Here is a 13,259-nt window from a genome sequence, read left to right on the forward strand (position 1 = left end):
TGCTCCCTGTGTATTGCCAACAATTTGGCTGGGTGGTATATGATTATCTGTACCAGCCAAACTGCGTTGGATTCACCGTAGGTACCAAAGGTGACGCACTATCGTTTCCCAGAATTGCAGTGCTATCGTCCTATGCTAGATAATCGTGTACTGTTGGCAACCAGCCAAGAACGGATGCTATTGCCCAACCAAATGTGCGCTGTTGGCCAGAGTATTGCATCGGCCGGCGCGATGGCGGGATAAATGTGTGGGCGGGAGCCATTGCCGCCGAGATGGACTGAGATAGAGGAGGTGCCGTATGGCGCGCATCGCACCACTGCACATCGATTGGAAGCCGGATCGGTCTGCCGATCGCCCGGTCACCGGGCAGATCGTCGATTTCATGTGCGGTCGCATCGCCTCTGGTGCTTGGCCCATCGGCGCCCGTTTGCCCAGCCAGCGTGCACTGTCGGAGGCCTTCGGCGTGAACCGGTCCACCGTCATCGCGGCTATCGAGGAGCTCGCCGACTATGGCGTCGTCGAGGGACGGCATGGCGCAGGCACGCGCATCGTCAGCAACACCTGGTCGCTGATGCTCTCCGGCGCGCCTGACTGGGCGGATTATGTCTCTTCCGGCTTCTTCAAGGCGAACAACGATACGATTCAGGCCATCAATCGCTTTGAATTCGATCCCACGAAGACGAGATTGGGCACGGGTGAACTCGACCCGCGACTGTTCCCGCGGGATATGTGGCGGCGTGTGGCGCATGAGGCCGCCGAGGAGATCGATGCGCTCGGCTATCCGCCGCCCGAGGGGCTGGACGTATTGCGCGAAGCTATAGCCGGGCGCATGCACGAGTGGGGCATCGACTGCCGCCCTGAACAGGTGCTCATCTCGTCCGGGGCGTTGCAGGGGTTGCAGATGATTTCGGTGAGCCTGTTGTCGTCCGGCTCAACGGTGCTGGCCGAGGCGCCGAGCTACATCAAATCCCTGCAGGTGTTCCAGTCGGCGGGCATGAGGCTCGCCGGGGTGCCGATGGACGAACAGGGGCTGGACGTGTCGTCGCTGCCCGAGGTGCTGCGTTCGGTGGGCGCGTCCGGCCTTGCGGCACCTGCCAGGTCTTCCGCCTCCGGTGGCGGCGCGGTGCTGTACACCATCCCCACCAATCACAATCCCACGGGCGTCACCATGCCGCTGGAGAGGCGGCGGGCGCTGGTGGACGCATGTGTGGCGGACCGGCTGCCGGTCATCGAGGACTGCGCGTATCAGGATCTGGTGTTCGACGGCAATGTGCCCCCATCGCTGAAGGCATGCGATGAGACGGGCATGGTGATCACCGTGGGCAGCGCCTCGAAGGCGCTGGCGCCGGGACTGCGCATCGGGTGGATCGTGGCTGACGAGCGCATCGTGCACCGGCTCGCCGACGTCAAGATGCAGATGGATTACGGTGCCGGCACCCTGAACCAGTGGGTGTTCGCGCGATTCCTCACATCGGGGATGTACGCCGAGTATCTGGAGACGCTGCGCGTGGCGCTGCGCCGGCGTCGCGATGCAGCCCTGGAAACGCTGGACCGGCTCTTCGCCGGCCGCGCCCATTGGAATGTGCCGGTCGGGGGCTTCTACATCTGGCTGTCCTTCGACGAGCCGGTTCGCATGGCGAGGCTGTTCCAACGGGCGCTCGATCATGGCGTGCTGCTCAATCCCGGAGACATCTATGATTTTGCGGGCAACAACGCGCTGCGCCTGAGCTATGCATACACCACGCCCGAGGAGTTCTCCCATGCCGCCGGTGTGGTGGCATCATTGCTGTGACGGCGTCTGGGGGAGTGCCAAGCGCGGCATGATACGCGCATAAGTTGCGATTGTCGGTATTGAGCTGTATATTTGTGAAGTTGTGTGTTCGGCATGTCGGGTAACACCGCCGGTTGGACACGGAAAAGACTTGAAACATCAAGGTTTAAAGGGAGTCCATCATGGCAGCTCGTTGCGCAGTGTGCGGTAAGGGTCCGCAGACCGGTTACACCGTATCTCATTCGCATCGTCGTACCAAGCGTACCTTCCGTCCGAACCTCCAGTCTGTGCGCACCACCATCGACGGCGAGAACACTCGCCTGCGCGTGTGCGGCAAGTGCCTCAAGGCCGGCAAGGTTCAGCGCGTGGTCGCGTGAATCAGGTATTGACGTCTGCAAAACCCGCTTGAGCTTCGGCTCGGCGGGTTTTGTTTTTATAGAATAAGCAGCTATGGGCATTACTTTGGACACTGCATTGGCATCGCTGGTCGCCAACAAGCGCCGTGTGTCCGCGCTCAAGTCACTGGGCGTCGTCACTGTGGGCGACGCGCTCACCTATTACCCCTTCCGCGTCACCGATCCGGTACGCCTGAGCACCATCCGCGAAGCGCAGATCGGCCAGCAGATGGCGTTCGTCGCCTCGGTACGCGATGTCCGCGTGGTGCCGGGCCGCACGTTCCGCGTCATCGCCACGGTTGATGACGCGGATTTCGCCAGAGCCCGCAACATGCCTGGCGGCACCGCGCAGCTCACGTTCTTCGGCGGGAGGAAGAACTACATCGATTGGGTGAGCATGCGGTTGAAATCCAGCCCGACACTGGTGGTTTCCGGCGTGCCCAGCGAGTACATGGGCCAGCTCCAGTTCACGCATCCGGATGTCATGACGGTCGCCCCGTCTTCGCCGGCCGCCAATGGGACCGGCGTATCGGGAGGCGCGGCTGCAGGGTCGCCGGTGCCATCGTCGCTGAAGTACGATGCCGATTCCCTGGACGACGCCATACTGCGCGTCACCCGTCCGCGCCCGGTCTACCATGCCAATTCGCGTATCTCGTCCGAACGCATCCATGAGACGATACTGAACCTCCTGTGGATGATGGGTGCGCGCACTTCCACCCAACCCGGTGGGGCGGCTGGCGCCTCTGTTGCGGAGGCGACTGCATTGGTGCCGCCCAGTACGGAAAGCATCGCCGTCCAGTCAGGTGAGGGGGAAGTCTCCCCGGTCGATTCGTCTGCCGGGAATCCGTCTGCCGGGAATCTACCAGTGGATGACAGATTGTCTTGCGCCATTCCCGACATCCTGCCCGAGCAGGTGCGCGCGGCTCGGGGGCTGTTGCACCGGGCCGAGGCGTTTCTTGCCATTCATGATCCCGATTCCCGCTCGCGGTTCAACAGCGCCATTGAGACCCTGCGTTACGAAGAGGCCTTCGTCTCGCAGATCTCGTTGCTCAAGGCGCGCCAGCATGCGCACAGGTCGAGCGCGCATGCCTGCAAGCTTGATGCCGGTTCGACTGATGCCGCACCGGCCGATGCCAGTTCGACCGGTGCCACCGTACAAAAAGAACAGAAAGACATGTCCCGGAACTCGTCGCATGACGGGTCTCACGGCAATCTGCGCGACCGGTTCATCGCATCATTGCCGTTCTCGCTCACGGCCGGTCAGCGCCAGGTCATCGATGACATCGCCAACGATCTCTCCCGCGACTGTCCGATGCAGCGACTGCTGCAGGGCGAGGTGGGGTCCGGCAAAACCGTGGTGGCGCTCGCGGCCATGCTGCAAGCAGTCGGCGCCGGCTATCAGACGGTGCTTGTGGCTCCCACCCAGGTGCTAGCCGAACAGCATTATGAGACGATCGTCACGATGCTGGCGCGATTGGACGAAACCAATGTGCGCAGTGATTCGAGCGGCGAGTCGGATACTACGGCGCTCACGGCGTCCGTTTCCTCCGCGAGCCCAGCAATCCCTGTCACACTGCTGACCGGAGGCATGAAACTGGCCGCCCGCCGTAAGGCGCTGGCCGCGTCGGCGAGCGGTGTGCCCGGTATCATCGTGGCCACGCATGCAGCCTTTTCCAAGACGTTCCAGGCCCCGCGTCTGGCGTTGGTGGTGATCGACGAGCAGCATCGCTTCGGCGTGGAGCAGCGCGAAAGCCTCAATGCCAAAACCGATGACGGCACCACGCCGCATCTGCTGGTCATGACCGCGACGCCGATTCCGCGCACCGCCGCCATGACATGGTTTGGTGATTTGGACATCTCATGGCTTACCGAGCTGCCGGGCGGTCGCAAGCCGATTCGCACGGTGGTGGTCAACGAAGCGGACGTCCCCACGATGGTCCGTATGTTCCAGCACATCCGCCAGCGCATCGACGCGGGGGAGCGCGCGTATATCGTCTGTCCCCGCATCGACGCGGACGACGAGTCCGGTGAAGCGTCCGCCGAACGCAACAGGGCGGCCGAAGACAACGGTCGCCGCTCAGCCTCCCACGTACGCGGCGGGTCCCGGAAGGCCGAATCGGTCGGCATCGACGACCCGTACGAGACCTACGACGAGAACGGGGAGACCGTCGCCCGCCCGCCGTTGCATTCGGTGGAGGAGATATCAGGACGGCTGCAGAAGCTGCCGCAATTCGACGGCGTCAGGTTCGCCACGCTGACCGGACGGGACAAGGATGACGTCAAGACCCAGGTCATGGCTGATTTCGCGGCCGGGGAAACGCCGGTGCTGGTGTCCACCACGGTGATCGAAGTCGGAGTGGATGTGAAGCAGGCCAGCTGCATCGTGATCTTCGACGCCGACCGATATGGCCTGTCCCAGCTGCATCAGTTGCGCGGACGCGTGGGCCGAGGCGGCACGAATTCGTGGGCGTTCCTGATTTCGCGAGCCGAACCGGGGTCGATTGCCGAGCAACGGCTGGAAGTCATCCATCATTCTCTGGATGGCGCCGAAATCGCGCAGGCCGATCTCGAGTTCCGCGGTGCCGGCGATGTGCTGGGCGACGCGCAGTCCGGCGGCAAGTCGAGCCTCAAACTGCTGCGCGTGGTCAAGGACGCCGACATGATCGCCGACGCCCGCTCGCGCGCGGAACAGATCCTCGCCGACGACCCGGAGCTGACGGACGACGTGCAGCTCGCCGGTGCCGTACTCGACTTCACCCGCGGCAACGAAACCTTCCTGACCTCCAGCTGAGACCGTAACGCGCCAGTTTACGCAGGCTCGCTACGGTGTGTCCATTGTCGGTCCGGCAAGGCTTACTGCTGCAAGGAGAGATGATGGGCGAGAACATGCGCGATGTGCTGTTTCTGGTCGTGCTGTTCGCGGCGAACGTGATTCAGGCGATCACTGGATTCGCGGGCACTGTGCTCGCGATGCCGTTCTCGATGCTGCTGCTTGGAACCGATACCGCCAAAGTGGTGTTGAATCTGACCACGCTGCTGGCATGCCTGTGGCTGGGCGTGCAGCATCGTGCGCATATTCGGTGGCGCATTCTTGGCGAGATGGTGGGACTGATGGCCATCGGCATGGCTGCTGGCGTGGGGTTGTATGCGGTGCTGCCTCTGACGCCCCTGCAGAAGGCCTACGGCGTGTTCATCATCGTAATCGCGTTGAAGAATCTGATATGGCCGTCGCATGGCGAGCCGCCGCACTGGCTGCTCGTCATCATCGTACTGCTGGCAGGTGTAATCCATGGCATGTTCATCTCCGGTGGTGCGTTGCTGGTCATCTACGCTGCGGTGAGGCTCAAGGACAAAGACGAATTCCGTGCCACCATGGCTTGCGTCTGGGTGGCGCTCAATTCGGTGCTGGCCGTGCAGCAGGGGGTTGCCGGCGTACTGACTCCGCATGCACTGGTGCTTACGGCGGTGTCGATTCCGCCGTTGGTCGTGGCGATCGTCTTCGGCAACCGCCTCCAGAAGCATGTGAGCCAACAGGCGTTCCTGAAACTCACTTATGTGCTGCTGGTGGTTTCCGGCGCATCGATCGTGCTGTAGGTCGATTGCACCATAGGCAAGGACAAGGAGCAGGCGAATGACCGTTCGTTTGAAGGAATTGGTGGAGCAGACCGCCGACCAGAACATGGTGCTGGTGGCGGGCCGAGGTGGGCTTGACCGGCCGGTGCGATGGGTGCATATGGTCGAAAACGAGGAGATCGCCGGCTTCCTCGAAGGTCAGGAGATTGCGTTTACCACCGGTATCGGTCTGGAGACACAGGAGGACCTGTATCCGTTGGTCAAAAGCGCCTACGCCTCTGGAGCCACAGGTGTGGTGGTGAACATCGGCCCGTTCATCCATCAGATCAGCCCGGAAACCATACGGTTCTGCGACGAGCATGACTTTCCGCTATTCAAAGTGCCATGGAGCGTGCACATGGCACAGATCATGCACAGCTTCAGTTTAGCCATCACGATGAGCGAGAAGCACAGCATGGAGTTGGCCGCGGCGCTGGAGAACGCCATCTTCCATCCCGATCGCGAGGAGATGTATCTCGAATATCTGGAACAATCCGGTTTTGCCAAGGACTGGAACTATTGCGTGACCGTGTTCAGCGCGTGCGCCGATACTGCAATGATGATGCCGGCTGAGCCGATGGATGACGGCACCTCGGCGGTGGGGGCGGCGACTGCATCCGTCGCCGGGAATGAACCGGGAATCCACCTCGTCCACGGACATCACGACGCCGAGCGTGTAGCCTTGTACAGTCGTGACATTGAATCGTTGATTACGCGCAATCAATGGCGTGTGGCTGTGGTGCACATCGAAGGACGGCTGGTGTTGGTGTTCGCCAGATATACTGCCGAACAGGTCGAGATGATGGTGCGCGAGATGATTGCCGCGATTCGTAGTCAGGGCACGACACTCGAACGTACATACATCGGCGTGGGCAAGGTGACCAAGTCAGCCCGATGCATCGGCAAAAGCTACAATCAGGCATTGAAACTCGAGCGGTTGCAGCATCTGCGTGGTCGTGCGGGCGAGGTTGCCCTCTACGATAATTCCGGCATCGACAAGCTGCTGCTTGCCGTCTCGGACCATGCGATCCTGGAGGACTATTATCACGACAGCATCGGCCCGCTCGTGGAATACGACCGTGTGAACGGCACTGATCTGACCGAGACGCTGCGTGTGTATTTCCAGTTCTCCGGTTCGGTCAAGGAGACCGCCGCCAGCATGTTCGTGCATCGCAACACCGTAAGCTACAAACTCAACAAAATCGAAGACATTCTGGGCGTGAGCCTGTCCGACTTCCGCACGCGCGAATTCCTCTCGGTGGGGCTGCAGGTACGCGAGGTCCTCGACTGCTAGTCAACTGTGCAGGATGCAATCGCAGATGATTGTGCTGGAGCACAATCATCTTTAGGTTCTGCGATATGGAACCATGAATCATTCGCTCGTAGACTGCAAAGCAATCAAGGAATCCACAAGGATTCCAAGCAGTCGTCAAGCAGCAAATAGCAATCATGTGATGCGGCACATCGCGAAACCGTTGTTTCGATTGTGTATCGTGCACATCTCTGTTTCGTCTGTTTGGCGTAAGCCCGCATGAAAGGACGAGACGATGAGCGAATCACTGGCAACCAAGGAACTGACCGGCGAAGAAGTGGCCGAGCTGCACCGCGAATACGTGATGCAGTCCTGGCACAAGCAGGGCGAGCCGGTGATACCGGTCAAGTCCGCCAAGGGCATCTACGTCTACGACTACGACGGCAACAAGTACGCCGACATGTCGTCGCTGCTGGTGTGTTCCAACCTCGGCCATGAACTGCCCGAGATCGTGGATGCCATCAAGGCCCAGGCCGACAAGATGTGTTTCATGGCCCCTGCCTACGCCTCCGAGCCGAAGTCCAAGCTCGCCAAGATGATTGTCGACCTTGCCGGCAGCGACTTCTACCAGCGTGTGTTCTTCACCAACGGCGGCGCCGACTCCAACGAGAACGCCATCAAGATGGCCCGCATGGTCACCGGCCGCCAGAAGATCTTCAGCTGCTACCGCTCCTACCATGGTTCGACGTTGGGCGCGTCCTTCGCCTCCGGCGATTGGCGTCGCTTCGCCACCGAGGCCGGCGGCGCGGCCCCGAGCTTCGTGCACTTCATGAACCCGAACATGTACGAGGACGGCTTCGAACGCGGCAAGGATGACGCCAAGGTCACCGCTGTGTACCTCAAGCGCCTCGAAGACCAGATCATCTACGAGAACCCGGACGATATCGCCGCCATCATCATGGAATCCATCGTCGGCGCCAACGGTGTGATCCTGCCGCCGGACGGCTACATGGAGGGTGTGCGCGCCCTGTGCGACAAGTACGGCATCCTGATGATCTGCGACGAGGTCATGGCCGGATGGTGCCGCACCGGCAAGATGTTCGCCTGGCAGAACTTCGACATCAAGCCCGACATCTTCACCTTCGCCAAGGGCGTCACCTGTGGTTATGTGCCGCTGGGCGGCGTGGTGGTCTCCAAGACCATCTCCGACTACTTCACCGACCATGTGCTGCAGTGCGGTCTGACCTATTCCGGCCACACGCTGGCTTGCGCCGCCGGCGTGGCCGCCGTCAACTACTACGTCGAGCATGACGTAGCCGGTCACGTCAAGGAGATGGAAGGCATCCTGAAGCCGTTCCTCGAGGAAATGGCAGCCAAGCACAAGTGCGTGGGCGAATCGCGCACCATCGGCCTGTTCTCCGCGATGACCATCGTCAAGAACAAGGAGACTCGCGAACTGATGAGCCCGTACCACACCGCCAATCCGGTGATGGGCAAGATCATGGGCGCCTTGAAGGACAAGGGCTTCCTGACCTTCGGCCGTGAGACCAACGTGAACATCTGCCCGCCGCTGACCATCACCGCCGAAGAGCTCAAGGCCGAACTGCCCAAGGTGGATGAGGTCCTGACCTGGGTCGACGAGAACTTCTGCGACTGAGTCCTTGCTGCGGCTCCCCTCGTTGAGGAGAGCCGTCGGCATAAGCCGACGGCGGGGAGCCGTACGGACAGAAAGGAACGACAACAATGCTTTGGGATTATCAACAGCCGGTCGCCATACGCTTCGGCAACGGCCGCGTCCGTGAGATCAAGGACGTGGCGGCGGAAATGGGTCTAACGGAAGGGGGCCTGCTCGTTTCCGAGCGTCTCTTCGCCAAGAACGGCACCGCTGAGAGGATTGTCAAGGACTCCGAAGGCGCGATCAGCGAGATCTTCTCCGAATTCTCGCCCAACCCGGACGTTACCGAAGTGGATAAGGCCGCGGCCCTGATCCGCGAGAAGAACCTCAAATTCGTGGTGGCGATGGGCGGCGGCAGCGCGATGGACCTCGCCAAATCGGCGGCCAGCATCGCCCTGACGAACGATTCCATTGCTGACTACCACGGCACTGGCAAGGCCATGCCTCAGGAGCATTTGCCGATCATCGCAGTGCCCACCACAGCCGGCACCGGCTCCGAAGTCACCTGCGTATCCGTTCTCACCAACCGCGCGCTGGGCAAGAAGGCGCCGATTGTCTCGGACGGCTTCTTCCCCTCAGTGGCCATCATCGACCCAGAACTGACCTATTCGGTGCCGCCGCACGTCACCGCCTCCACCGGCATGGACGTGCTGAGCCAAGCAATCGAAGGCTATTGGAGCAAGGGGCATCAGCCGATCTGCGACGCCTGCGCCATTCACGCTGCGCCGCTCGTGTTCAAGTACCTGCCCATCGCCGTGGCCGAACCGGACAACGCGGAGGCCCGTCAGAAGATGTGCGAGGCGTCAGTGATCGCCGGGCTGGCGTTCACGCTGCCGAAGACCACGTCCTCGCACGCCTGCTCCTTCCCGCTGACCAATATCCATGGCATTGCGCACGGCGAGGCCTGCGGTCTGACGCTCGACTGGTTTGCCAGAATCAACGCGGACGCCCAGCACGGCCGTGTGCAGGAGTTCGCCCGGGCCATCGGCTTCGAGGATGTGGGTGCGATGGCCGACGCCATTCACGAGCTCAAGGCCAAGGTGGGGCTGCGCACCGGGCTCAAGGACCTCGGCCTGAGCGCCGAGCAGATCGACGATCTGGTGCGCATCAGCCGCCATCCGAACCTGTACAACAATCCGGTCGAGATCACCGACGAGATGCTCCGGGACATGTACGAGCATCTGGCCGCCACCGACTGACCGGAGCGAGCCGAGACAGGGAATGGTTATGCCGGGCGCTTGGCATCATACCGGGCGCCTTCCTCGGTCTCGCTATCGTATTCCATATTCAAGTCCACTATTCGAGCAATCGGTAATAATGTGGAAACAGAACGTTTGCAAGTCGTAAGAACTACGTAATCGATCACGCGATTGCCGCCGGTACAACAAGGGAAACATCGGGAAAGACCAGCAGAGGAGACGATTATGAGCGATGCAACAACACCGACTCCGAGCCGAAACCAGAATGAGCCGGGCACGTCGGTAGTGGCGGGAACCGCCATCAGCGGAGTGTCCATTGTAGAGGGTGCCGCCACCGCCAAGCGCAAGCCCCTGCCTACATGGATGAAGTCGAAGAAGATTCAGCCGCTGATTTCGCTGGTGCTGCTGATCGCCGTATGGTGGGCGGTCACTTCCGCCGGCCTCATCAACTCGCTGTACCTGCCGGGGCCGAAAGCCGTATGGGACGCCTTCATCGAGGCGAACAGCTGCCGACCGGCCTCCGCCGGATCCTCGCGCATCGTCTGCGGTGAACAGCAGTACTTCCTGTGGCAGCATCTTGTGGTCTCGCTGGAGCGCATCGGCATCGGCATGGCCCTGGGTATCGTGGTCGGCGTACTGGTCGGTTTCGTCTTGGCGGAAATCGGCTGGCTCAACCGCATCATCCTGCCATACATCAACTTCATTCGTGCGCTGCCGCCGCTGGGCTACATCGGTCTGCTCATCGTCTGGTTCGGCATCGGCGACACCACCAAGATCTGGCTGTTGTTCCTCGCTGCATTCCCGCCAATCGTGCTCGCCACCGTCGACGGTATCAACGGGGTGAACCGTGACCGCGTGAACTCCGCGCTCTCCCTCGGCGCATCGCGACCCAAAGCATTCCTGTTCGTGGTCTTCCCGAGCGCGTTGCCGTCCATCATGAACGGCATCCGGCTGGCGGTCGGCTTCGCGTGGACCACCGTGGTGGCCGCTGAGCTGAACAACGGTATCCCCGGCATCGGCGCGCTCGCCTATCTCTCCGGCACCGAGCTCAACACGCCATTGACCATCGCCTGCATCTTCGTGATCGGCATCGCGGCGCTGCTGCTCGATTGGCTGATTCTCGGCATCACCCATCTGGTGACACCGTGGGTGGGCAAGGAATAACGGCGAAGAGACAGTATGGCAAATCAATCGAGGAGAGGAATCACGATGCTGAAGAACAATGTCGCCAAGTTGATGGCGTCGGACGGTGGCGAGCGGCAGAACGGTTGTGAAACATATCGTGAAACAAAACGCCGCAGGATGGTTCGCCGAGTCGGAGCGCTGGCGGTGAGCGCTTCAATGCTCGCCGGTCTCGCCGGCTGCGGTAAGATGCCGACCGCCGACGAACTGGTCGGCAACACCTCGGGTGCGGCGGTAAGCGAATGTCCGGTGCCCTCGGCCAAGAACGAGGACTTCACCGGCACCATCCGCATCGCATGGCAGGCCATTCCGAACGCGGATCTGATTGTCAAAGACAAGGGGCTGCTTGAAGCCTGCCTGCCGAACGCCACCATCCAGTGGAGCCAGTTCAACTCCGGTGGAGATGTAATCCAGGCGTTCGGCTCGAACTCGCTGGACATCGGGCTGGCCGGTTCTTCCCCGGCAGTGCGCGCGGCATCCGCCCCGCTGAACCTTCCGGTGAAGGTGGTTTGGATCCATGACATCATCGGCGACGCGGAATCGTTGGTGGCACGCGGCGGCGACTACAAGTCCATCAAGGACCTCGCCGGCAAGAACATCGCCGTGCCGTTCGGCTCCACATCGCACTTCTCGCTGCTCTCCGCACTGCACAACGCGGGTATGAATGAGACCAGCGTGAACCTCATCAACCTTGACCCGGATAAGATGTCCGCCGCATGGACCCGCGGCGAGATTGACGCGGCTTGGGTGTGGGATCCGGTCCTGAGCACCTTGAAGGCGGATGGTGGCACCATCGTGACCTCCAGCGCCGCCACCGCCGTAACCGGTTCTGCAACCTACGATATGGAGCTCGCCACGGACGCGTTCATCAAATCCAACCCGGAGGTCATGGAGACCTGGACCGCAGTGGAGAACTACGCGGTCGGACTCATCTCCAGCAAAGAGGCGGATTCTGCGGAATCCATCTCCACAATTCTCGGCAACTCGGTGGCCGACGTGAAGAAGCAGTTCAAGGGCTACACCTACCCGCAGGCCAAGGACCAAAGCGACATCTTCCACGGACAGCTGCCGGGCATCTTCAAGGACACCGCGGAATTCCTGAAAACCCAAGGCAGTCTGGACAAGGTGAGCGACGACTATTCCAACGTGCTCTACACCGACGCCATCGATCAGGTGGCCAAGCAGTAATCAGCCGCACCCGTGCAGTATTCAGCCGAGGTTCGCGCAGCGAGAAAGGACTTATCATGGCGAAGGACGACGCGCTCACTTGGGGTGAGCTTACCGAAAAGAAGACGATGGACGATCAGGGCGTGGCGGTGGACATCCGTGGCGTCAACAAACGGTTCATCACCCAGCAGGGCGATCAGGTGACCGCTTTGCATGACATCAACCTGACAATCAACAAGCATGACTTCATCTGCGTGGTCGGTCGTTCGGGCTGCGGCAAAACCACGCTGCTCAATATGTTGGCCGGCTTCGAGAAGCCGTCGGACGGTGAACTGGTCTCCGGCGGCGTGGCGATTGACGGACCGAGTCCAAAACGCGGCGTGGTGTTCCAGAAGCCTCCGCTCTATCCGTGGCTCACCGTGCGCAAGAACGTGGAGTTCGGCATGAAGATGCAGGGCGTACCGGTGGGGGAGCGTAAGGAACGCGCCGACCATTTCCTCGATTTGGTGGGACTGTCCTCCGCCGCCGACCGTCGTCCATACGAGCTCTCCGGCGGCATGCAGCAGCGTGCGCAGATCGCGCGCGTGCTCGCCACCGAGCCAGACGTGATCCTGATGGACGAGCCTTATGGTGCGTTGGACGCCCTGACCCGTGAGAAGCTGCAGAACGAACTACTTCGCATATGGCGCGAGCGCCACAGCACGGTGTTCTTCATCACTCACAGCGTGGACGAGGCCATTTTCCTCGCTACTCGTGTGATCGTGATGAGCGCGCACCCCGGCACGGTGAAGATGGACATTCCAATCACGCTGCCGCGCGACCCCGATGATCCGGACAATATGGAGAAGGTGCGTGCCATGCCCGAATTCGTCAAGCTGCGCGAGGAGATCACCCAAGCTATCTATGTGCAGGACGATCAGGAGTAGCCGGTAGTTCAGGAGATAGTCCGAGAGTAGTCAGTGGCAAATGGAGAGGAAGTCAAAAGCCGAGGAAGCCGCGGAATCTG

General features: G+C 61.2%; 10 protein-coding genes. All 10 read left to right on the forward strand.

Annotated elements, in window-relative coordinates:
* Window positions 1–298 precede the first annotated feature (298 nt).
* The 10 genes from BREU_RS00965 to BREU_RS01010 all read left to right on the forward strand — a co-directional run bounded on the left by BREU_RS00965 (window position 299) and on the right by BREU_RS01010 (window position 13,179).
* Window positions 299–1,792 carry an aminotransferase-like domain-containing protein gene (locus tag BREU_RS00965; protein WP_044089190.1) on the forward strand — a complete coding sequence of 498 codons (1,494 nt, stop codon included), beginning with the start codon at window positions 299–301 and terminating at the stop codon, window positions 1,790–1,792.
* 161 nt (window positions 1,793–1,953) lie between these two features.
* Window positions 1,954–2,148, forward strand: coding sequence for a 50S ribosomal protein L28 (gene rpmB, locus BREU_RS00970; protein WP_044089189.1), 195 nt, complete (start codon window positions 1,954–1,956; stop codon window positions 2,146–2,148).
* Window positions 2,149–2,221: 73 nt separating this feature from the next.
* The gene (locus tag BREU_RS00975; RefSeq protein WP_044089188.1) at window positions 2,222–4,957 is read left to right on the forward strand and encodes an ATP-dependent DNA helicase RecG; all 2,736 of its coding nucleotides are present in this window, start codon (window positions 2,222–2,224) and stop codon (window positions 4,955–4,957) included.
* A gap of 80 nt (window positions 4,958–5,037) precedes the next feature.
* A complete protein-coding gene (locus BREU_RS00980) occupies window positions 5,038–5,760 on the forward strand; it encodes a sulfite exporter TauE/SafE family protein (protein ID WP_081886462.1) in 723 nt (240 codons plus the stop codon).
* 37 nt (window positions 5,761–5,797) lie between these two features.
* Window positions 5,798–7,072, forward strand: a complete 1,275-nt coding sequence (locus BREU_RS00985; RefSeq protein ID WP_044089186.1) for a PucR family transcriptional regulator — start codon at window positions 5,798–5,800, stop codon at window positions 7,070–7,072.
* 253 nt (window positions 7,073–7,325) lie between these two features.
* Complete coding sequence (locus BREU_RS00990; RefSeq protein WP_044089185.1) at window positions 7,326–8,687, forward strand: aminotransferase class III-fold pyridoxal phosphate-dependent enzyme; 1,362 nt, start codon at window positions 7,326–7,328, stop codon at window positions 8,685–8,687.
* 86 nt (window positions 8,688–8,773) lie between these two features.
* Entirely contained in the window at window positions 8,774–9,904 is a 1,131-nt protein-coding gene (locus BREU_RS00995; protein ID WP_044089184.1) for an iron-containing alcohol dehydrogenase family protein, read from the forward strand.
* A 225-nt stretch (window positions 9,905–10,129) separates the two neighbouring features.
* On the forward strand, window positions 10,130–11,068 hold the full coding sequence (locus BREU_RS01000; protein WP_081886463.1) for an ABC transporter permease: 939 nt from the start codon (window positions 10,130–10,132) through the stop codon (window positions 11,066–11,068).
* 45 nt (window positions 11,069–11,113) lie between these two features.
* Window positions 11,114–12,274, forward strand: a complete 1,161-nt coding sequence (locus BREU_RS01005; RefSeq protein ID WP_052381968.1) for a taurine ABC transporter substrate-binding protein — start codon at window positions 11,114–11,116, stop codon at window positions 12,272–12,274.
* A gap of 56 nt (window positions 12,275–12,330) precedes the next feature.
* Window positions 12,331–13,179: an ABC transporter ATP-binding protein gene (locus BREU_RS01010; protein ID WP_202962209.1), complete on the forward strand. Its 849-nt coding sequence runs from the start codon at window positions 12,331–12,333 to the stop codon at window positions 13,177–13,179.
* Window positions 13,180–13,259: the final 80 nt, after the last annotated feature.

The organism is Bifidobacterium reuteri DSM 23975 (assembly GCF_000741695.1).
GTDB classification, from domain to species: domain Bacteria; phylum Actinomycetota; class Actinomycetes; order Actinomycetales; family Bifidobacteriaceae; genus Bifidobacterium; species Bifidobacterium reuteri.

Coding starts and splice junctions, on each gene's coding strand:
- BREU_RS00965 (WP_044089190.1), top strand. CDS start 299: ATGGCGCGCATCGCACCACTGCACATCGATTGGAAGCCGGATCGGTCT.
- BREU_RS00975 (WP_044089188.1), top strand. CDS start 2,222: ATGGGCATTACTTTGGACACTGCATTGGCATCGCTGGTCGCCAACAAG.
- BREU_RS00980 (WP_081886462.1), top strand. CDS start 5,038: ATGATGGGCGAGAACATGCGCGATGTGCTGTTTCTGGTCGTGCTGTTC.
- BREU_RS01000 (WP_081886463.1), top strand. CDS start 10,130: ATGAGCGATGCAACAACACCGACTCCGAGCCGAAACCAGAATGAGCCG.
- BREU_RS00990 (WP_044089185.1), top strand. CDS start 7,326: ATGAGCGAATCACTGGCAACCAAGGAACTGACCGGCGAAGAAGTGGCC.
- BREU_RS01005 (WP_052381968.1), top strand. CDS start 11,114: ATGCTGAAGAACAATGTCGCCAAGTTGATGGCGTCGGACGGTGGCGAG.
- rpmB (WP_044089189.1), top strand. CDS start 1,954: ATGGCAGCTCGTTGCGCAGTGTGCGGTAAGGGTCCGCAGACCGGTTAC.
- BREU_RS01010 (WP_202962209.1), top strand. CDS start 12,331: ATGGCGAAGGACGACGCGCTCACTTGGGGTGAGCTTACCGAAAAGAAG.
- BREU_RS00985 (WP_044089186.1), top strand. CDS start 5,798: ATGACCGTTCGTTTGAAGGAATTGGTGGAGCAGACCGCCGACCAGAAC.
- BREU_RS00995 (WP_044089184.1), top strand. CDS start 8,774: ATGCTTTGGGATTATCAACAGCCGGTCGCCATACGCTTCGGCAACGGC.